Annotated in this window: 17 protein-coding genes; 10 read left to right on the top strand and 7 right to left on the bottom strand. The window is 62.0% G+C overall.

Translation table 11 applies throughout. The annotated features are described in order from the left end of the window. The 7 genes from HFK74_RS09740 to HFK74_RS09710 form a co-directional block, all read right to left on the bottom strand. Nucleotides 1–431: aldehyde dehydrogenase family protein (locus HFK74_RS09740; protein ID WP_180203299.1), on the bottom strand; the 431-nt coding region annotated here is incomplete at its 3' end. Nucleotides 432–572: 141 nt separating this feature from the next. After that, a complete protein-coding gene (locus tag HFK74_RS09735; RefSeq protein WP_056856299.1) occupies nt 573–1382 on the bottom strand; it encodes an ABC transporter permease in 810 nt (269 codons plus the stop codon). Beyond that, the gene (locus HFK74_RS09730) at nt 1372–2319 is read right to left on the bottom strand and encodes an ABC transporter permease (protein ID WP_008058704.1); all 948 of its coding nucleotides are present in this window, start codon (nt 2317–2319) and stop codon (nt 1372–1374) included. The genes HFK74_RS09735 and HFK74_RS09730 overlap by 11 nt, the downstream gene beginning before the upstream one ends. Before the next feature lies 1 nt (nt 2320). Further along, nucleotides 2321–3358: an ABC transporter ATP-binding protein gene (locus HFK74_RS09725; RefSeq protein WP_180203298.1), complete on the bottom strand. Its 1038-nt coding sequence runs from the start codon at nt 3356–3358 to the stop codon at nt 2321–2323. Nucleotides 3359–3550: 192 nt separating this feature from the next. Beyond that, nucleotides 3551–4702 (bottom strand): putative ABC transporter substrate-binding protein YdcS, encoded by a 1152-nt coding sequence (ydcS, locus tag HFK74_RS09720; protein WP_180203297.1) that lies wholly within the window; start codon nt 4700–4702, stop codon nt 3551–3553. An 83-nt stretch (nt 4703–4785) separates the two neighbouring features. Then, entirely contained in the window at nt 4786–6243 is a 1458-nt protein-coding gene (locus HFK74_RS09715) for a gamma-aminobutyraldehyde dehydrogenase (RefSeq protein WP_180203296.1), read from the bottom strand. A gap of 131 nt (nt 6244–6374) precedes the next feature. Continuing rightward, nucleotides 6375–7289 (bottom strand): LysR family transcriptional regulator, encoded by a 915-nt coding sequence (locus HFK74_RS09710; RefSeq protein ID WP_020799666.1) that lies wholly within the window; start codon nt 7287–7289, stop codon nt 6375–6377. Nucleotides 7290–7929: 640 nt separating this feature from the next. Here HFK74_RS09710 and HFK74_RS09705 point away from each other — a divergent pair. From HFK74_RS09705 to lysS, 10 genes are all read left to right on the top strand, one after another. Continuing rightward, entirely contained in the window at nt 7930–8613 is a 684-nt protein-coding gene (locus HFK74_RS09705; protein WP_180203295.1) for a tellurite resistance TerB family protein, read from the top strand. Nucleotides 8614–8909: 296 nt separating this feature from the next. Beyond that, nucleotides 8910–10532, top strand: a complete 1623-nt coding sequence (locus HFK74_RS09700) for a methyl-accepting chemotaxis protein (RefSeq protein ID WP_180203294.1) — start codon at nt 8910–8912, stop codon at nt 10530–10532. Continuing rightward, nucleotides 10532–11068: a chemotaxis protein CheW gene (locus HFK74_RS09695; protein ID WP_180203293.1), complete on the top strand. Its 537-nt coding sequence runs from the start codon at nt 10532–10534 to the stop codon at nt 11066–11068. The genes HFK74_RS09700 and HFK74_RS09695 overlap by 1 nt, the downstream gene beginning before the upstream one ends. Continuing rightward, nucleotides 11065–12336 (top strand): protein-glutamate O-methyltransferase CheR, encoded by a 1272-nt coding sequence (locus tag HFK74_RS09690; protein ID WP_180203292.1) that lies wholly within the window; start codon nt 11065–11067, stop codon nt 12334–12336. The genes HFK74_RS09695 and HFK74_RS09690 overlap by 4 nt, the downstream gene beginning before the upstream one ends. After that, complete coding sequence (locus tag HFK74_RS09685; RefSeq protein WP_180203291.1) at nt 12333–13016, top strand: chemotaxis protein CheW; 684 nt, start codon at nt 12333–12335, stop codon at nt 13014–13016. Before HFK74_RS09690 ends, HFK74_RS09685 begins: the two co-directional genes overlap by 4 nt. Beyond that, nucleotides 13013–15298, top strand: a complete 2286-nt coding sequence (locus HFK74_RS09680; protein ID WP_180203290.1) for a hybrid sensor histidine kinase/response regulator — start codon at nt 13013–13015, stop codon at nt 15296–15298. The genes HFK74_RS09685 and HFK74_RS09680 overlap by 4 nt, the downstream gene beginning before the upstream one ends. Next, nucleotides 15295–16305: a chemotaxis response regulator protein-glutamate methylesterase gene (locus tag HFK74_RS09675; RefSeq protein ID WP_180203289.1), complete on the top strand. Its 1011-nt coding sequence runs from the start codon at nt 15295–15297 to the stop codon at nt 16303–16305. Before HFK74_RS09680 ends, HFK74_RS09675 begins: the two co-directional genes overlap by 4 nt. 46 nt (nt 16306–16351) lie before the next feature. Then, on the top strand, nt 16352–17353 hold the full coding sequence (locus tag HFK74_RS09670; protein ID WP_180203288.1) for a PleD family two-component system response regulator: 1002 nt from the start codon (nt 16352–16354) through the stop codon (nt 17351–17353). A 92-nt stretch (nt 17354–17445) separates the two neighbouring features. After that, nucleotides 17446–18541 (top strand): peptide chain release factor 2 gene (gene prfB, locus HFK74_RS09665; protein ID WP_157295629.1). Its coding sequence is split into 2 segments (ribosomal slippage): nt 17446–17517 and nt 17519–18541, totalling 1095 coding nucleotides; the frame shifts between segments, so codons are not numbered across the junction. A 76-nt stretch (nt 18542–18617) separates the two neighbouring features. Continuing rightward, the gene (lysS, locus tag HFK74_RS09660; RefSeq protein ID WP_180203287.1) at nt 18618–20120 is read left to right on the top strand and encodes a lysine--tRNA ligase; all 1503 of its coding nucleotides are present in this window, start codon (nt 18618–18620) and stop codon (nt 20118–20120) included. The last annotated feature ends 56 nt before the right edge of the window (nt 20121–20176 follow it).

Here is a 20176-nt window from a genome sequence, read left to right as displayed (position 1 = left end):
GAGGCGATCACCCCCACCGGGTCGCGGCGGATCATCGAGGTGTGGCCGGGCAGGTATTCACCACCAGCCGAGCCGCTCATGCAGCGGCTGGCGCCGGCGAAGAAGCGGAACACGTCGGCGATCGCCGGGATCTCGTCATTGAGCGCGGCGCTGTAGGGCTTGCCGCAGTTGTCCGATTCCAGCTTGGCCAGCTCTTCGCCATGGGCTTCGATGGCGTCGGCGAGTTTGAGCAGCAGCAGCGAGCGCTCTTTCGGTGGTGTCTGCGACCAGCTGTCGAAGGCGGCATCGGCGGCGCGCACGGCGGCATCGACCTGGGCTTCGCTGGCTTCGTTGATTTCCACCAGCACACTGCCCAGCGCGGGGTTGAACACCGGTTGGGCGGGGCCTTCGCCGGTGAGCAGTTGGCCGTTGATCAGGAGTTGGGTTTGCATGAGTCTGTCCTCGTTCGGGTTCCCTGTAGGAGCTGGCTTGCCAGCGAAGGGGCCATCACTTCCAGCGATGATGTCGGCTGACACACCGCTTTCGCCGGCAAGCCAGCTCCTACAGGGGATTGTTGTTGTCGGTTTCTGAATTTACTTCCCGCCACTCCCCGCCACGCTCTCACCACCCCGCGTCAGGTAATAGGCGCCAAGGATCGGCAGCATGGTCACGATCATCACCAACATCGCCACGACGTTGGTCACCGGCACGTCCCGTGGGCGGCTAAGCTGGTTGAGCAGCCACAGTGGCAGGGTGCGTTCGTGGCCGGCGGTGAAGGTGGTGACGATGATCTCGTCGAATGACAGCGCGAACGCCAGCATGCCGCCGGCCAGCAGCGCCGAGCCGAGGTTCGGCAGGATGATGTAGCGGAAGGTCTGCCAGCCATCGGCGCCGAGGTCCATCGAGGCTTCGATCAAACTGTGGGAGGTGCGGCGCAAGCGGGCGATGACGTTGTTGTAGACGATCACCACGCAGAAGGTCGCGTGGCCGACGATGATGGTGAACATCCCCGGCTCGATGCCCAGTGTCTTGAATGTCGCCAGCAGCGCGATCCCGGTAATGATCCCCGGCAGGGCGATGGGCAGGATCAGCATCAGCGAGATGCCTTGCTTGCCGAAGAAATCCCGTCGGTACAACGCCGCCGACGCCAGAGTGCCAAGCACCATGGCAATCGCCGTAGCAATGGCGGCGATCTGCAGTGACAGCTTGATCGCTTCCAGTACGTCGGGCCGCGAGAACGCCACGCCGATCCACTTCAGGGTGAAGCCCTTGGGCGGGAAGCTGAACGCCGCGTCTTCGGTGTTGAAGGCGTACAGGAAGATGATCAGGATCGGGAAGTGCAGGAACACCAGACCGCCCCAGGCTGCTATGCGCAGGCCTAATGAAGCCTTTTCAGAGTGCATCGAAGGCCCCCAGTCGTTTGACGATGGACAAATAAATGGCGATCAACACGATCGGCACCAGGGTGAAGGCTGCAGCCATCGGCATATTCCCGATCGCACCTTGCTGGGCATACACCATGCTGCCGACGAAGTAGCCGGGCGGGCCGACCAGTTGCGGCACGATGAAATCGCCCAGGGTCAGTGAAAACGTGAAGATGGAGCCTGCGGCAATCCCCGGAATCGACAGCGGCAAAATCACCTGCATGAAGGTCTGGCGCGGCTTGGCCCCGAGGTCGGCAGAGGCCTGCAGCAGCGACGGCGGCAGGCGCTCCAGCGACGCCTGGATCGGCAGGATCATGAAGGGTAGCCAGATGTAGACGAACACCATGAAACGCCCCAGGTGCGAGGTCGACAAGGTACTGCCGCCGACTCCCGGAATGCCCAGTACAAACTGCAACAAGGGTTCCAGCCCCAGGTTCTGGACGAACCACTGCGCCACACCACCCTTGGCCAGCAGCAGGGTCCAGGCATAGGCCTTGACGATGTAGCTGGCCCACATCGGCATCATCACCGCGATGTAGAAAAATGCCTTGGTTTTACCCGTGGTGTAACGCGCCATGTAGTAAGCAATCGGGAACGCGACGATGGCGCTGGCGATAGACACCACGATGGCCATGCTCAGGGTGCGCAGGATGATGTCGAAGTTCGATGGCTGGAACAGCGCGGCGAAGTTCGCCAGGGTCAGGTCGGGAGTGACCGCCATGGTGAAGTCGTCGAAGGTGTAGAAGCCCTGCCACAGCAACGTCAGCAACGAGCCCAGGTAGATTGCGCCGAACCACAGCAGCGGCGGCACCAGCAGCATCGACAGGTACAGGTTCGGCCGGCGATACAGCAGGTTGGAAAACCTGCGCAACGCCGAGCCGCCCGACGAGGTTTGGGAAACAGCCAGGGTGCTCATGTCACACCCCGCCTGTCAGGGTGTCGTGCAGCGGGATCATCGCTTCGCGAGCCCAGCGAGCGCTGAGGCGTTGGCCGGTCTGGTGCTGGGCGCTGGTATCGAGCCACTGATTGTTGGCCTGGCTGATATTCAGGGTCTGGCCGTTTTCCAGCTTCAATTCATAGCGGGTGGCGCTGCCCTGGTACTGGATGTCGTGCAGCAGGCCGCTGACTTCGATCTCATGGCTGGCCAGCGGGCCTTCGGCGAAACGCACGTGTTCCGGGCGAATCGAAAAGGGCTGCGGATTACCGCTCAACTGCCGCGCCAGGTCGCCGCGAATCACGTTGGAGGTGCCGACGAACTCGGCGACGAAGGTGGTTGCCGGCTTCATGTACAGGTTGCGCGGTGAGTCGACTTGTTCGATGCGACCCTTGTTGAACACGGCGACGCGATCGGACATCGACAGCGCTTCGGTCTGGTCGTGGGTGACGAAGATGAAGGTGATGCCGAGCTGGCGTTGCAGCTTCTTCAGTTCGCCCTGCATTTGCTCGCGCAGCTTCAAATCCAGCGCACCCAGCGGTTCGTCGAGCAACAGCACCCGTGGACGATTGACCAGGGCGCGGGCCAGGGCCACACGCTGGCGCTGGCCGCCGGAGAGTTGCACCGGTTTGCGCTCGCCGTAGCCGCCGAGGGCAACCATGTCGAGGGCTTCCTCGGCACGTTTGATGCGTTCGGCCTTGGCGACGCCTTTGACCTTCAAGCCGTAGGCGACGTTGTCGCGAACGTTCATGTGCGGGAACAGCGCGTAATCCTGGAACACGGTGTTCACGTCACGCTGGTACGGCGGCAGGCCGGCGGCCTCCTCGCCATGAATACGAATGGAGCCCGCGCTCGGTTGTTCAAAACCGGCGATCAAGCGCAGGCAGGTGGTTTTGCCCGAGCCGGAAGGCCCCAGCATGGAGAAAAACTCGCCGTCCTGGATGTCGATGGAAACCCGGTCAACGGCTTTCACTTCGCCGAACTGACGGGAAACGTTGGTGAACTGGACTGCAAGCGTCATGGTGCGGTGCTCCAAAAAGGCGAAGGCCGTCGCAGCGGCCCTGCCTGGACTTCTGAAATCTTCATTGATGATCGTTCCCACGCTCCGCGTGGGAATGCAGCCCGTGACGCTCTGCGTCACCTCTGCGCGAATGGACGCGGAGCGTCCAGTGATGCATTCCCACGCAGAGCGTGGGAACGATCGGTGGATGTGTCAGCGACCGCCCATGATCGCGATGTAGTCCTGGGTCCAGCGGCTGTACGGCACGAACTTGCCGCCTTCGGCCTGCGGGGTTTTCCAGAAGGCGATCTTGTCGAAGTTGTCGAAACCGTTGGTCTTGCAGCCCTCGGCACCGAGCAATTCGCTCTCCTTGCACGCTGCCGGTACCGCTGGCAACGAACCGAACCACGCCGCCACGTCACCCTGGACTTTCGGTTGCAGCGACCAGTCCATCCACTTGTAGGCACAGTTCGGGTGCTTGGCCTCGGTGTGCAGCATGGTGGTGTCGGCCCACCCGGTAGCGCCTTCTTTCGGGATGGTCGAGGCGATCGGCTGTTTCTCGTTGACCAGGCCGTTGACCTGATACGGCCAGGCCCCGGAAGCCACCACACCTTCGTTCTTGAAGTCACTCATCTGCACGGTGGTGTCGTGCCAGTAGCGGTGAATCAACGGCTGCTGGGCGCGCAACAGATCGAGCACGGCCTTGTATTGCGCTTCGGTCAGTTCGTAGGGGTTCTGGATGCCCAGTTCCGGCTTGGTGGATTTCAGGTACAGCGCCGCGTCGGCGATGTAGATCGGGCCGTCATAGGCTTGCACGCGACCCTTGTTCGGCTTGCCGTCCGGCAGGTTCTCCGCGTTGAACAACACGCCCCAGCTGTCGGGCGCGGTCTTGAATACGTTGGTGTTGTACATCAACACGTTCGGTCCCCACTGGTATGGAGTGCCGTAGGTCTGCTTGTTGACCACGTACCACGGCGCATCCTTGAGGCGCGGGTCGAGGTTCTTCCAGTTCGGGATCAACGCCGTATTGATCGGCTGCACGCGCTTGCCGACGATCAGGCGCAGGGAGGCGTCGCCGGACGCGGTCACCAGGTCATAACCGCCCTTGGCCATCAGGCTGACCATCTCATCGGAGGTCGCTGCGGTTTTCACGTTGACCTTACAGCCGGTTTCTTTCTCGAAACCAGTCACCCAGTCGTAGGCCTTGTCGCTTTCGCCACGTTCGATGTAACCGGGCCACGCCACGATATCCAGCTGGCCTTCGCCGGCGCCGACAGCCTTCAACGGCTCGGCAGCCTGGACACTGGCACTGGCCAACAGCGCTGTGGTGATTGCACTGAGCAGTGCGGTCTTGTGCACGAACATGGGATTTCCCTCTTCTTCAAATTATGGTCGGGGCAGTAGTGAACGTGGTGAAGCATGCCGTTAGCGGCTTGTTATTAGCGTAGTCAGAGATGTTGCCCGTGGCGTGCCATGATGTGCCGCACCACGCTGTAGTCCTGGAGCGAGTCGCTGGACAGGTCCTTGCCGTAACCCGAACGCTTGAGCCCGCCGTGGGGCATCTCGCTGACCAGCATGAAATGGCTGTTGATCCAGGTGCAGCCATACTGCAACCGCGCGGCAACCTGCATCGCCTTGTCGAGGTTCTGCGTCCAGACCGACGAGGCCAGGCCGTATTCCGAGTCGTTGGCCCAGTCCACCGCCTGTTCCAGTTGATCGAATCGGGTCACGGTGACCACCGGCCCGAACACTTCGCGCTGGACGATTTCATCGCCTTGCTTGCAACCGGCGAGCAGGGTCGGTTGGTAATAGAAACCGGCTCCGGAGTGCACCGCAGCACCGGTCACCCGTTCGATATGTGGCTGGCCGAGGGCGCGTTCGACGAAACTGGCCACACGGTCGCGCTGGCGGGTGCTGATCAGCGGGCCGATCTCGTTGTCGGCATCGCGTTTTCCGGCGAAACGCAGGCTGCTGACCGCCGCGCCGAGTTCGGCCACCAGGCGGTCATGAATGCCGGCCTGGGCATACACCCGGCAAGCGGCGGTGCAGTCCTGGCCGGCGTTGTAATAGCCGTAGGTGCGCACGCCTTCGACCACCGCTTGAATGTCGGCATCGTTGCAGACGATCACCGGCGCCTTGCCGCCCAGTTCGAGGTGCGTGCGCTTGAGGGTCTTGGCCGCCGCCTGGAGGATTTTCTGCCCGGTGACGATATCGCCGGTCAGCGACACCATGCGCACCTTGGGATGGCTGACCAGGTGACTGCCGACACCCTCACCGCCACCGCAAACAATGTTGATCACGCCGGGCGGCAGGATTTCGGCCAGCGCCGGGGCCAATGCCAGGATCGACAGGGGCGTGTGCTCCGAGGGCTTGAATACCAGGGTGTTGCCGGCGGCCAGGGCCGGGGCGATTTTCCATGCCGCCATCATGATCGGGTAATTCCACGGCGCAATCGATGCGACCACGCCAATCGGATCGCGCCGCACCATGCTGGTGTAGCCCGGCAGGTATTCGCCGCTGAGCTGGCCGGTCTGGCAGCGCACGGCGCCCGCGAAAAAGCGGAACACATCCACCGTGGCGCTCAGGTCGTCCTGACGGGCCAGGTGCAACGGCTTGCCGCAGTTCAGGGATTCGAGGCGGGCGAGCAGGTTGGCGTTATTTTCGATGGCGTTGGCGATATCGAGCAACAGGTTCGAGCGCTGCTGCGGCGTGGTCCGCGACCAGCCGGCAAAGGCGCGGTGCGCGGCGAGGATGGCGGTTTCGACTTGTTCGGTGCTGGCTTCGGCAATGTGCGTCAACACTTCGCCTGTGGCCGGGTTGAGGATTGCCTCGACACGGCCTTGCCCTGCGACTAATTCACCTTCGATCAACAATGCGGTGAACAATGGGGTCTGTGCGCCAGCCATTCTTCGGGTTCTCTTTTCTTGTGTGGCCATGCTGCTCCCTGTGACTGGGGCTGGCCGTCTTATATAGATACGACAAGACTAGTGCGCAGACCCGAGGTCGACAAATTCTAAATACTGAAGGTGGCGTTCGATTAAATAGATGGCTTGCGCCCGCCGTGGGGCTGCTCGCGGGCGACGGTCAGGAACGGGTCGACCAGTGCCGGACGCGCCGTACCGCGGCGCCAAGCCAGGCCGACATCGAGGGTCTGGCTCAGGTCGGCAATCGGCCGCGCTTCGATGATGTCGCCTTCCAGTGACCACGGGCGATACGTCATGTCGGGCTGGATCGACACGCCCAGGCCGGCCGCCACCAGGCTGCGCACCGCTTCGGTCGAGGCGGTGCGCAAAGTGATGCGCGGTTGCAGGGAGGCGGCCGTCCACATGCGCTGGGCGTTGCGGTCCATTTCATCGACGTTCAATTGAATCAGCGGCTCGCGGGCCACGTCGGCGAGGTTGATGCTGTCGTGTTCCAGCAGTGGATGCTGGGCCGGCAGCCACAGTCGATGGGGCGAATGGGTCAGCACTTCGGTCTGCAAGGCGTGGCGGTCTTCGAGGTTGGAGAGGATCAACACGCCAACATCGATCTCGCCGCTGACCAACAAGTGTTCGATGTAGGGGCGTTCGTCTTCCATCACGCGGATTTCGACGTTGGGGTAGGCGCGCTGGAAGCGCGTGAGCAGGTCCGCCAGGTAGTAACCGGCCACCAGGCTGGTTACCCCGACGATCAACTGCCCGGCCACCTGGTCGGTGCTTTGTTGCAGGCTGCGCTTGGCGTTGTCCACGGTGGCCAGGATCAGATGCGCCTGGCGCAAGAACTGATGCCCCTGATGAGTCAGGGTCATGCCCTTGGCGTGGCGATTGAACAGGCCGACGCCGATTTCCTGCTCGAGCTGCTGGATCGCCAGGGTCAGGGTGGACTGGGAAATGAACGCGGTTTGCGCGGCGGCGGAGATCGAGCCGGTCTCGGCCACCGCAATGAAGTGCCGGATTTGACGCAGGGTCATCATGGAGGCCGTTCTCGCGTGAGCGGTTTTATAGATTTTTTTGAGTGTATATCTTTTTTTTCGATAGGGTGGCTGAGCCGTGATCGTGGGCAAGCACTCCCAAGGTCTAATCATTTGCGGTTTTTTGCCGACTACTCTTGAGACTTCGCGATCTTTGAGCTGGGAGGGCACAGGATGAGTATCAGGAAAGTGTCGCTGGCATTGGGGCTGTCGCTCGGCCTGGCAGGGAGTTGCCTTGCGTCTGCGCCGATAATCCATTTCCAGGGTGCAATAGTGGAGGCACCATGCAAAGTCTCCGTTACCGGCCAAGGACTTGCATTGGGTGGCTGTCCGGGGAGTTCTCAAGGGGACCTGATCAGTGCACGAAACATGGAGCCAGTGGTGACGGTCAGTTCGCTCGACTCACCAGCCGTCCCCGCCCGATTGCAGGTCAATGACGGGCAGTACAGGTTGGTGGACGCTGCATCCAGACCGATCACTTCGGGAAACTATCGGGTAACCCTGGCCTATCCCTGAGCATCACCACCACCGGGAATCTGCCGCCCAGCAACATCTGGAAGCAAACCCGCCGGGAGTCGCCGGGCACTTTCGATCTAGTCTGATGGCCTTAGTGTGCGGTTGAACCCTTTTGTGGAGGCAGAAAATGATCACCCGTGGATTGCTCGACCAGCTGCTCAAGTCGGGCCAGGATTTGTTGCAAAAAAACACCGGCGCGACGCAGAGCAAGGGGACGAACAGTGGCATCGGCAGCTTGCTCTCCGGTGCGGGCGGCGGTGCCCTGGCGGCCGGGGCCATGGGCCTTCTGCTGGGTAACAAGAAGGCGCGCAAGGTCGGGGGCAAGGTCGCCATTTACGGCGGGCTCGCGGCGCTAGGCGTCATTGCCTACAAGGCCTACGGCAACTGGCAGGCCCAGCAGGGCACCGCACCGAGGACCGAACCGCAAACCCTTGATCGCTTGCCGACGGCGCAAGTCGAGCAGCACAGCCAGGCGATTCTCAAGGCCCTGGTGGCCGCGGCCAAGGCCGACGGGCATATCGACGCGCGCGAACGCGAGCTGATCGAAGGCGAGTTCAGCAAGCTCGATAACGATCAGGAGCTGCAACACTGGCTGCATGCCGAACTGAACAAACCGCTGGATCCGAGCGATGTCGCCCGTGCCGCCAGGACCCCGGAAATGGCTGCCGAAATGTATATCGCCAGTGTGATGCTGGTGGATGAGGAGAGCTTCATGGAGAAGTCCTACCTCGATGAACTGGCGCGGCAACTCAAGCTGGAACCGGGGTTGAAGGCTGAGCTGGAGAAGCAGGTTCGCCAGGCTTCGATGTAAGCCTTCAGGCCGCCTTCGCGGGCAAGCCACGCTCCTACGGATCCGGTGAACCCGTAGGAGCGAGGCTTGCCCGCGAAGGCAATTTCAGCCACACCAAATTTCTCAATGGCCAATCCACGGTCCCTTTCCTGCCAAATGCCACTGGCACATCTCCCGAGCAATATCGGAAAATCCCCACCCAAAAGCCCATCCCGGCTTTTTTCCGCGGGATGAGAAGTGGTGCGCAACCGTCTTATAAATGAAACAGCGCCCTCGGCTATACTCCCCGCATTTCGAAATGCCCTCGAGGACTGACTGTGAAGAACTGGACGTTGCGCCAACGCATTTTGGCGAGCTTTGCGGTAATTATCGCCATCATGTTGCTGATGGTGGTCGTCTCGTATTCGCGGTTGTTGAAGATCGAGACCAGCGAAGCCAGCGTTCGTGATGATGCGCTGCCGGGCTTGTATTACAGCTCCATGGTTCGCGGCGCCTGGTCCGACAGTTATCTGCGGATGCTGGAGATGCTGGGGCTGGAACAGGGGCAGGGCTTCACCGCCAAGGATGCGGCGGACTTCAATGGCTTCTCCGCGCGCCTGCAAGAGCAGATGGAGCTTTATCGCGCGACGGTCACGACGGATGAAGACAAGGTCGAGTATGCCGCGTTTGAAAAATTCCACGCGGACTACCACCGGATCCTGCTCGCCGTTACCGAGTTGCATAAACGCAATCAGGACGCCGAAGCCATCAGGATGTTCAACGAAGAGCTGACCCCTGCCTGGACAGCGGGTCGAATGAAGCTCAGCGATATTCTACGCCACAACAAAGCAGTGGCAGACCAGGATGTAGCGGCCATCGACGATGCGGTGCTCACCGCCAAGATCATCATGGGCATTTCCCTGGTGTTGGCCGTATTGGCCGCCGGCCTCTGCGGCTTGCTGTTGATGCGCGCCATCATGGCGCCGATGAATCGTATCGTGAGCATCCTCGAAATCATGCGCACGGGCGACCTGAGCTCGCGTCTCAATCTTGAGCGCAAGGACGAATTCGGTGCCGTGGAAACCGGCTTCAACGACATGATGACCGAGCTGACCTCCCTGGTGTCCCAGGCCCAGCGCTCGTCGGTGCAAGTGACCACATCGGTCACCGAGATCGCCGCGACGTCCAAGCAACAGCAGGCCACCGCCACCGAAACGGCGGCCACCACCACTGAAATCGGCGCGACTTCCCGGGAAATTGCCGCCACCTCCCGTGACCTGGTACGCACCATGACCGAAGTGTCCACCGCCGCCGACCAGGCCTCGGTGGCCGCCGGCTCCGGGCAGCAGGGCCTGGCGCGCATGGAAGAGACCATGCATTCGGTGATGGGCGCGGCCGACCTGGTCAATGCCAAGCTGGCGATCCTCAACGAGAAGGCCGGCAACATCAACCAGGTGGTGGTGACCATCGTCAAGGTCGCCGACCAGACCAACCTGTTGTCGCTCAACGCGGCGATCGAAGCCGAAAAGGCCGGCGAATACGGTCGCGGTTTTGCCGTGGTCGCCACCGAAGTCCGGCGCCTGGCAGACCAGACCGCCGTCGCCACCTACGACATCGAACAGATGGTGCGCGAGATTCAATCGGCAGTGTCGGCCGGTGTGATGGGCATGGACAAGTTCTCCGAGGAGGTGCGCCGCGGCATGTTCGAGGTGCAGCAGGTCGGCGAACAGTTGTCGCAGATCATCCATCAGGTCCAGGCGCTGGCGCCGCGGGTGTTGATGGTCAACGAAGGCATGCAGGCCCAGGCCACCGGTGCCGAGCAGATCAACCACGCTCTGGTGCAATTGGGTGATGCCAGCAGCCAGACCGTCGAATCCCTGCGCCAGGCCAGTTTCGCCATCGACGAGCTGAGCCAGGTGGCCGTAGGGCTGCGCAGCGGCGTCTCGCGATTCAAAGTCTGATGAGCGAACTCACGGCCAAGCGCACTGCCGTGAAGCAGGCGGCGCATGCGTTGTTCCTGGTGTTTCGCATCGGTCACGAGCGGTATGCCTTGCAGGCGATCGAGGTGGCGGAAGTGCTGCCGCTTCTGCCATTGAAGCCGATTGCCCAGGCGCCGCACTGGGTCGCCGGGGTTTTGGCCTATCGCGGCGCGGTGGTGCCGGTCATCGACCTCAGCGCATTGACCTTTGGCACGCCCGCGCAGGCGCGCACCAGCACCCGGCTGGTGCTGGTGCATTACCGCCCGGATGCAACCACCCCGGCGCAATTGCTCGGGTTGATTCTGGAACGGGCTACCGACACCTTGCGTTGCAATCCGGCCGATTTTCAGCCCTATGGCCTGGACAACCCCCAGGCGCCGTACCTGGGGCCCGTGCGTGAAGATGCCCAGGGTTTGTTGCAATGGGTGCGGGTGGCCGATCTGCTGGACGATCAGGTGCGCGCGCTGTTGTACCCCACGCCACCCCTGGACCCGGCATCGCTGGAGCAGTGGCAATGAGCAGCGACCAGCGTTTTTTCGATTTCCTCAAGGAGCGCATCGGCCTCGACGTGACGTCCGTCGGCCCGGCGATCATCGAGCGTGCAGTGCGTCAACGCAGTGCCGCGTCCCAGGCGCAGACGGCCGATGAGTACTGGCGCACCTTGCAGGGTTCCAGCGACGAGCAGCAGGCGCTGATCGAAGCGGTGATCGTCCCGGAGACCTGGTTTTTCCGTTACCCGGAATCCTTCGCCACCCTGGCGAAACTGGCGACCACGCGCCTGGCCGAGCTCAACAACATGCGCGCCCTGCGAATCCTGAGCCTGCCGTGCTCCACCGGCGAAGAACCTTATTCGATTGCCATGGCGCTGCTGGATGCCGGGCTCAAGCCGCACCAGTTCAAGGTCGAAGGCATGGACGTCAGCCCGTTGTCGGTGGAAAAAGCCCGGCGAGCGCTGTATGGCAAAAATTCGTTTCGCGGTCAGGACATCGCGTTTCGCGAGCGCCATTTCAGCGCCGAAGATGACGGCTATCGACTCAGCGCCCGGGTGCTGGAGCAAGTGCGCCTGCAGGTCGGCAATCTGCTCGATCCGGCCTTGCTTGCCAATGAGCCGCCCTATGACTTCGTGTTCTGCCGCAATCTGCTGATCTACTTCGACCTGGCGACGCAAAAACAGGTTTTCGAGGTGCTCAAGCGCTTGACCCATGTTGATGGGGTACTGTTTATCGGCCCGGCGGAGGGTAGCCTGCTGGGGCGCCTGGGCATGCGCTCGATTGGCATCCCACAATCCTTTGCCTTCAGTCGCCATAGCGCGCCAGAGCCCGAGCCGCTACCGACATTCGTACCCACACCGTTGCCGGTGCCGCAACCCGTGCGCAGGATCGCGCCGGCGCCGACTCCACGGCGCCCGTTTGCCAGCGTTACGCCGACATCGCACTCGGCTGTACCGAGCAAATCCGACGCCGCCGCGCTGCTGGCCAACGTCGCCGCGCTGGCCAACGAAGGTAGAAGCGCCGAAGCCCGTGCCGCCTGCGACAACTATCTACGTCACCATGAACCGGTGGCCCAGGTGTTTTATTGGCTGGGACTGCTCAGCGATGTCGCCGGCAGCGTCCTCGAAGCCCAGGGTTTTTATCGCAAGGCGCTGTACCTTGAACCGCAACATGCCGACGCGTTGATGCACCTGGCCGCCTTGCTGCAATCCCAGGGTGATACGGCAGGCGCCAGACGATTGCAGGATCGCGCCGCCCGCAGCGAGCGCGCCGCCGACAGTGAGCGTAAACGATGATCGCCTCCGACTCCTTGAGCGTCACCCATGACGATGCCCAGGCCATCGACGACTGCTGGAACCGCATTGGTATTCACGGCGACAAGTCCTGCCCGCTGCTGACCGAACACATTCATTGCCGCAATTGCGCGGTGTATTCGGCGGCCGCCACGCGGCTGCTGGATCGTTACGCGTTGCAGCAGGAAGACCGCGCGTCAGCGTCCGTTGCCGTCGAGAGCGAGGTGAAAACCCGTTCGCTGCTGATGTTCCGCCTCGGCGAAGAATGGCTGGGCCTGGCCACTCGCAGCCTGGTGGAAGTGGCGCCGTTGCAAACCATTCACTCATTGCCGCATCAACGCTCCCGGGCTTTGCTCGGGGTGGCGAATGTGCGGGGCGCGCTGGTGGCGTGCCTGTCTCTGGTTGAGTTGCTGGGGCTCGATAGCGCCAGCAGCGTGGCCGCAGGCGTACGGGTCATGCCGCGTATGCTGATCATCGCCGCCCACGGCGGTCCGGTGGTGGTACCGGTAGACGAAGTGGACGGGATTCATGCCATCGACGAACGCATCCTCGAGGCGGCGTCCCGCTCTGGCGCACAGGCCAGCGGCAAATACACCCGTGGCGTGCTGCAATTCAAAGGTCGCAGCCTGCGCTGGCTGGATGAAGAGCAGTTGATGTCCGCCGTGACCCGGAGCCTCACATGACCCCCGAGCAAATGCGCGACTCCTCTTTGCTGGAGCTGTTCAGCCTGGAAGCCGAGGCCCAGACCCAGGTGCTCAGCACAGGCCTGTTGGCGCTGGAGCGTGATCCGACCCAGGCGGATCATCTCGAATCGTGCATGCGTGCAGCGCATTCGCTCAAAGGCGCGGCCCGGATCGTCGGCGTCGATGCCGGCGTCAGCGTCGCCCATGTCATGGAGGATTGCCTGGTCAGTGCCCAGGAAGGTCGCCTGTACCTGCGTCCGGAACACATTGATGCATTGCTGCAAGGCACCGACCTGCTGATGCGCATCGCGACACCAAACAGTGCGCCGGGGCCTGCGGACATCGAAGCGTATGTCGCATTGATGGGGCGCTTGCTCGATCCGATGGCGGCCGCGGTACCGAGCATGGCACCCGCCGAACCGGTGATGGCAGCGCTGCAGCTTGAAGCGCCCGCACCCGCGATCGAGGAGCCGGCGGCGCCCGTCGAACCGCTGGCGGTTTCGCCGAAAAAATCCAGGCGCACCACCGAAAACGGCGAGCGCGTGCTGCGGGTCACCGCCGAGCGCTTGAACAGCCTGCTCGATCTGTCGAGCAAGTCCCTGGTGGAAACCCTGCGGCTCAAACCGCACCTGGCCACCATGCAGCGGCTCAAGCGCATGCAGGGCAACAGCCTGCGGGCGCTGGAAAATCTCAACGTGCATCTCAAGGACCAAGCCCTGAGCCTCGAAGCCCGGGAAGCCCTCGAGGATGCACGCCGGCTCCTGGCGGAGTCCCAGCAGTTGCTGGTGGAAAAAAACGCCGAACTGGATGAATTCGCCTGGCAGGCCAGCCAGCGCGCGCAGGTGTTGTACGACACCGCCCTGGCGTGTCGCATGCGGCCGTTCGCCGATGTGTTGACGGGTCAGGTGCGGATGGTCCGCGACCTCGGCCGTAGCCTCGGCAAGCAAGTGCGGCTGGAGATCGAGGGCGAAAAGACCCAGGTCGATCGCGACGTATTGGAAAAGCTCGAAGCGCCACTGACGCACCTGTTGCGCAATGCAGTCGATCACGGTATCGAAACCCCGGAACAACGGCTGTTGGCGGGCAAACCGGCGGAGGGCCTGATTCGGCTGCGCGCGTCCCATCAGGCCGGGTTGCTGGTGCTGCAGCTGAGCGATGACGGTAACGGTGTCGATCTGGAAAAGGTCCGTCGCAGTATCGTTGAACGCCAATTGTCCCCGGCCGATACCGCCGCGCAATTGAGTGAAGAGGAACTGCTGACCTTCCTGTTCCTGCCCGGCTTCAGCCTGCGCGACACGGTCACCGAAGTCTCCGGGCGCGGCGTCGGCCTGGATGCGGTGCAGCACATGGTCCGCCAGTTGCGTGGCGCGGTGGTGCTGGAGCAGACGGCGGGCGAGGGCAGTCGCTTCCATCTCGAGGTGCCACTGACCCTTTCGGTGGTGCGCAGCCTGGTGGTGGACGTCGGCGGCGAGGCCTATGCCTTCCCGTTGGCCCACATCGAACGCATGTGCGATCTGGAACCTGCGGATATCGTTCAGGTCGAGGGCCGCCAGCATTTCTGGCATGAAGGCCGGCATGTCGGGCTGGTCGCCGCCAGCCAATTGCTGCAGCGTCCGGCGAGCCAGGGCAGCCAGTCAACCTTGAAAGTCGTGGTGATCCGTGAGCGCGACGCAATTTACGGCGTTGCGGTCGAGCGCTTTATCGGCGAGCGAACCTTGGTCGTGCTGCCCCTGGATGAGCGCCTGGGCAAGGTCCAGGACATTTCCGCCGGGGCGCTGCTCGACGACGGTTCGGTGGTGTTGATCGTCGACGTCGAAGACATGCTGCGCTCGGTCGACAAATTGCTCAATACCGGGCGCCTGGAGCGCATTGCGCGCCACAGCAACCAGGCCGTCGAAGCGCCCCGCAAGCGGGTCCTTGTGGTCGACGACTCCCTGACCGTGCGAGAGCTGCAGCGCAAGTTGTTGCTCAATCGGGGTTATGACGTGGCCGTGGCGGTCGATGGCATGGACGGCTGGAACGCCTTGCGCTCGGAGGATTTCGACCTGCTGATCACCGACATCGACATGCCGCGCATGGACGGCATCGAGCTGGTGTCATTGTTGCGCCGGGACAATCGCCTGCAATCGCTGCCGGTGATGGTGGTGTCCTACAAGGATCGTGAAGAAGACCGGCGTCGTGGACTGGACGCCGGGGCCGACTATTATCTAGCCAAAGCCAGTTTTCACGACGACGCCCTGCTCGATGCAGTGGTTGAGCTCATTGGAGGAGCACGGGCATGAAGATAGCAATCGTCAACGACATGCCGATGGCCGTGGAGGCCTTGCGCCGGGCATTGGCTTTCGAGCCGGCACACCAGGTGATCTGGGTAGCGGGCAATGGCAAAGAAGCGGTGCAAAAGTGTGCCGAACAGACGCCAGACCTGATCCTGATGGATTTGATCATGCCAGTGATGGACGGTGTGGAGGCCACCCGGCGCATCATGGCGGAAACGCCCTGCGCGATCGTCATCGTCACCGTCGATCGCCAGCAGAACGTGCACCGGGTGTTCGAGGCCATGGGCCATGGCGCCCTGGATGTGGTCGACACGCCGGCCCTCGGCGCGGGCAATGCCCAGGAAGCGGCGGCACCGCTGTTGCGCAAGATCATGAACATTGGTTGGCTGATCGGCGATAAGGGCAATCGGGAGCGCTCGACACCGAACCCGACGCGCAGCTCGGGCTCACGCCAGAGCCTGATCGCCATCGGTTCGTCCGCTGGCGGGCCGGCAGCGCTGGAACTCCTGCTCAAGGGGCTGCCCCGGGACTTTTCCCCGGCCATTGTGCTGGTGCAACACGTTGACCAGGTATTCGCCGCCGGCATGGCCGAATGGCTCGGCAGCGCCAGCGGCCTGAAGGTGCGCCTGGCCCAGGAGGGCGAACCGCCGCAAAGCGGTACCGTGCTGCTGGCGGGCACCAACCACCATATTCGTTTGTTGAAAAACGGCACGCTGGCCTACACGGCCGAACCGGTCAACGAGATCTACAGGCCCTCTATCGATGTGTTTTTCGAGAGCGTGGCCAGTTACTGGAATGGCGATGCGGTCGGCGTTTTGTTGACCGGCATGGGGCGTGATGGCGCGCAAGGGCTTAAACTCATGCGCCAGCAGGGCTACCTGACCATCGCACAAGACCAGCAAAGCAGTGCGGTGTATGGCATGCCGAAGGCGGCAGCGGCCATCGATGCCGCCGTGGAAATACGCCCGCTGGAAAAGATAGCGCCACGATTGCTGGAGATATTCCCCAAATGACCCTCTCAACCGCAATCCTGGCCCAAGTAGTATCAGGTGAACGCACATGAATGATTTACAGCTCGACGACTTCAAGACTGACGAAAACGCCGCCATGGTGCTGTTGGTGGACGATCAGGCCATGATCGGCGAGGCAGTACGACGCGGTTTGTCGAACGAAGACAACATCGACTTCCACTTTTGCGCCGACCCGCACCAGGCCATTGCCCATGCGGTGCGCATCAAGCCGACGGTGATCCTGCAGGACCTGGTCATGCCCGGCCTGGACGGCCTGAGCCTGGTGCGCGAATACCGCAACCACCCGGCGACCAAGGACATTCCGATCATCGTCCTGTCGACCAAGGAAGATCCGCTGATCAAGAGCGCGGCGTTCGCGGCCGGGGCCAATGATTACCTGGTCAAGCTGCCGGACAACATCGAGCTGGTGGCGCGCATTCGCTATCACTCGCGCTCCTACATGACGTTGCTGCAGCGTGATGCGGCGTATCGCGCCTTGCGGGTCAGCCAGCAGCAGTTGCTCGACACCAACCTGGTGCTGCAACGCCTGATGAACTCCGACGGCCTGACCGGGCTGTCGAACCGTCGGCATTTCGATGAATACCTGGAGCTGGAATGGCGCCGCTCGCTACGTGAGCAGAGCCAATTGTCGTTGCTGATGATCGATGTGGACTACTTCAAGACCTATAACGACACCTTCGGCCACCTGGAAGGCGACGAAGCCCTGCGCCAGGTCGCCGCGGCAATCCGCGACGCCAGCTCCCGGCCTTCCGACCTGCCGGCCCGCTACGGCGGCGAAGAATTCGCCCTGGTACTGCCCAACACCTCGCAGGGCGGTGCGCGACTGGTGGCGGAAAAACTGCGCATGACCGTGGCGGCGCTGAAGATCCCGCATATTGCCCCGACCGAAGGATCGAGCCTGACCATCAGCATCGGCCTGTCGACCGTCATCCCGACAGCCGGTAGCAGTTGCCGTGAATTGATCCTGGCGGCGGACAAGGGGTTGTACCTGGCGAAGAACAATGGGCGCAATCAGGTGGGCATCGCGTAGGCAGGCCTTTTCGGCCAAGCGGACTGCCGTTTACGGCCGTTTACCGTTATACTCGCCGGCTTTCAAAAGTTCGCCAACGAGTGCTGCCCGCCATGGAAATCAACCCGATCCTTAACACCATCAAGGACCTGTCCGAGCGCTCCGAAACTATTCGGGGGTATCTTTGACTACGATCAAAAGCATGAGCGCCTGACCGAAGTCAATCGCGAGCTTGAAGATCCGAGTGTCTGGAACAAACCTGAATACGCCCAGGAACTGGGCCGCGAGCGCTCTGCCCTGGCGCAGATCGTCGAGACCCTCGACGAACTGAACACCGGTCTGGCCGATTGCCGCGACCTGCTGGACATGGCCGTCGAAGAAAACGACGAAGGCGCAGTGGGCGATGTCGTCGCCGAGCTGGCCCGTCTCGAGGAAAACCTCGCCAAGCTTGAATTCCGTCGCATGTTCAGCCATGAAATGGACCCGAACAACGCCTACCTGGACATCCAGGCCGGTTCCGGTGGCACCGAGGCCCAGGACTGGGCCAACATCCTGCTGCGCATGTACCTGCGCTGGGCGGATAAACGCGGTTTTGACGCGACCATCATGGAACTGTCAGCCGGTGAAGTCGCTGGTATCAAAGGTGCGACCGTGCACATCAAGGGCGAATACGCCTTTGGCTGGCTGCGTACCGAGATCGGCGTACACCGCCTGGTGCGCAAGAGCCCGTTTGACTCCGGCAACCGCCGCCACACCTCGTTCTCCGCTGTTTTCGTCTCGCCAGAGATCGACGACAAGGTGGAAATCGAGATCAACCCGGCTGACCTGCGGATCGACACCTATCGTTCCTCCGGTGCCGGTGGCCAGCACGTAAACACCACCGACTCGGCCGTACGTATCACCCACGTACCGACCAACACCGTGGTCAGCTGCCAGAACGAACGTTCCCAGCACGCGAACAAGGACACCGCCATGAAAATGCTGCGGGCCAAGTTGTACGAGCAGGAAATGCAGAAACGCAACGCCGCGTCGCAAGCGCTGGAAGACACCAAGTCGGATATCGGCTGGGGTCACCAGATTCGCTCGTACGTGCTCGATGCGTCGCGGATCAAGGATCTGCGCACCAACATCGAACGCAGCGACTGCGACAAGGTGCTCGACGGTGATATCGACGAATACCTGGAAGCCAGCCTGAAATCAGGCCTCTAAAGACTGTAGGAGCCGGCTTGCCGGCGATCCCCGGCCGCAGGCCGGGGACAACGAACCAGATGGAATATTTAAAGACATGAGCGACCTAGAACTCGACCCGCAAGCCCTGCAACAGGAAGAAAACTCCCTGATCGCCCTGCGCAAGGAAAAGCTTGCTGCCGAGCGCGCCAAGGGCAATGCCTTCCCTAACGACTTCCGCCGCGAAAACTACTGCCAGGACTTGCAGAAGCAATACGCGGACAAGACCAAGGAAGAGCTGGCAGAGGCTGCAATTCCGGTCAAGGTTGCCGGTCGCATCATGCTCAACCGTGGCTCGTTCATGGTGATCCAGGACATGACCGGGCGCATCCAGGTCTATGTCAACCGCAAGACCCTGTCCGAAGACACCCTGGCCGCGGTGAAAACCTGGGACATGGGCGACATCATTGCCGCCGAAGGCACCCTGGCCCGTTCCGGCAAAGGTGACCTGTACGTTGAAATGACCAACGTGCGCCTGCTGACCAAATCCCTGCGCCCGCTGCCGGACAAGCACCACGGCCTGACTGACACCGAGCAGCGCTACCGCCAGCGCTACGTTGACCTGATCGTCAACGAAGACGTGCGCCAGACGTTCCGCGTGCGTTCGCAAGTGATTGCGCACATCCGCAGCTTCCTGATGAAGCGCGACTTCCTGGAAGTGGAAACGCCGATGCTGCAGACCATTCCTGGCGGCGCTGCGGCCAAGCCGTTCGAAACCCACCACAACGCGCTGGATATGGAAATGTTCCTGCGTATTGCGCCTGAGCTGTATCTGAAGCGTCTGGTGGTTGGTGGTTTTGAAAAGGTTTTCGAGATCAACCGCAACTTCCGTAACGAAGGCGTCTCGACTCGTCACAACCCTGAATTCACCATGTTGGAGTTCTACCAGGCCTACGCCGACTACGAAGACAACATGGACCTGACCGAAGAACTGTTCCGCGAGCTGGCGCAGCTGGTCCTGGGCAGCACCGACGTGCCGTACGGCGACAAGGTGTTCCACTTCGGCGAGCCGTTCGTGCGTCTGTCGGTGTTCGACTCGATCCTCAAGTACAACCCTGAGCTGACCGCTGACGACCTGAACGACATCGACAAGGCCCGTGACATTGCCAAGAAAGCCGGCGCCAAGGTGCTGGGCTTCGAAGGCCTGGGCAAGCTGCAGGTGATGATTTTCGAAGAGCTGGTCGAGCACAAGCTGGAACAGCCGCACTTCATCACCCAGTACCCGTTCGAAGTGTCGCCGCTGGCCCGTCGCAACGACGAGAACCCGAACGTCACCGACCGTTTCGAGCTGTTCATCGGTGGTCGCGAAATCGCCAACGCCTACTCCGAGTTGAACGACGCGGAAGACCAGGCCGAGCGTTTCATGGCCCAGGTGGCCGACAAGGACGCTGGCGACGACGAAGCCATGCACTACGACGCCGACTTCGTTCGCGCGCTGGAGTACGGCATGCCGCCGACGGCGGGTGAAGGCATCGGCATCGACCGCCTGGTGATGCTGCTGACCAACTCCCCGTCGATCCGCGACGTGATCCTGTTCCCGCACATGCGGCCGCAAGCGTAAGTGTTTCAATTAAAAAGCCGCCTTTTCAGGCGGCTTTTTATTGCCTGTCTGGTACA

It is taken from the genome of Pseudomonas sp. SbOxS1 (assembly GCF_013416725.1).
Taxonomy (GTDB): Bacteria; Pseudomonadota; Gammaproteobacteria; order Pseudomonadales; family Pseudomonadaceae; genus Aquipseudomonas.
The sequence above is the reverse complement of the archived record's forward strand: the minus strand, read 5'-3'. Positions and strand labels throughout refer to the sequence as shown.

Coding starts and splice junctions, on each gene's coding strand:
- HFK74_RS09690 (WP_180203292.1), top strand. CDS start 11,065: ATGAGCAGCGACCAGCGTTTTTTCGATTTCCTCAAGGAGCGCATCGGC.
- HFK74_RS09685 (WP_180203291.1), top strand. CDS start 12,333: ATGATCGCCTCCGACTCCTTGAGCGTCACCCATGACGATGCCCAGGCC.
- HFK74_RS09670 (WP_180203288.1), top strand. CDS start 16,352: ATGAATGATTTACAGCTCGACGACTTCAAGACTGACGAAAACGCCGCC.
- ydcS (WP_180203297.1), bottom strand. CDS start 4,702: ATGTTCGTGCACAAGACCGCACTGCTCAGTGCAATCACCACAGCGCTG.
- HFK74_RS09730 (WP_008058704.1), bottom strand. CDS start 2,319: ATGAGCACCCTGGCTGTTTCCCAAACCTCGTCGGGCGGCTCGGCGTTG.
- HFK74_RS09675 (WP_180203289.1), top strand. CDS start 15,295: ATGAAGATAGCAATCGTCAACGACATGCCGATGGCCGTGGAGGCCTTG.
- HFK74_RS09695 (WP_180203293.1), top strand. CDS start 10,532: ATGAGCGAACTCACGGCCAAGCGCACTGCCGTGAAGCAGGCGGCGCAT.
- HFK74_RS09725 (WP_180203298.1), bottom strand. CDS start 3,358: ATGACGCTTGCAGTCCAGTTCACCAACGTTTCCCGTCAGTTCGGCGAA.
- HFK74_RS09680 (WP_180203290.1), top strand. CDS start 13,013: ATGACCCCCGAGCAAATGCGCGACTCCTCTTTGCTGGAGCTGTTCAGC.
- HFK74_RS09715 (WP_180203296.1), bottom strand. CDS start 6,243: ATGGCTGGCGCACAGACCCCATTGTTCACCGCATTGTTGATCGAAGGT.
- HFK74_RS09705 (WP_180203295.1), top strand. CDS start 7,930: ATGATCACCCGTGGATTGCTCGACCAGCTGCTCAAGTCGGGCCAGGAT.
- lysS (WP_180203287.1), top strand. CDS start 18,618: ATGAGCGACCTAGAACTCGACCCGCAAGCCCTGCAACAGGAAGAAAAC.
- HFK74_RS09710 (WP_020799666.1), bottom strand. CDS start 7,289: ATGATGACCCTGCGTCAAATCCGGCACTTCATTGCGGTGGCCGAGACC.
- HFK74_RS09735 (WP_056856299.1), bottom strand. CDS start 1,382: ATGCACTCTGAAAAGGCTTCATTAGGCCTGCGCATAGCAGCCTGGGGC.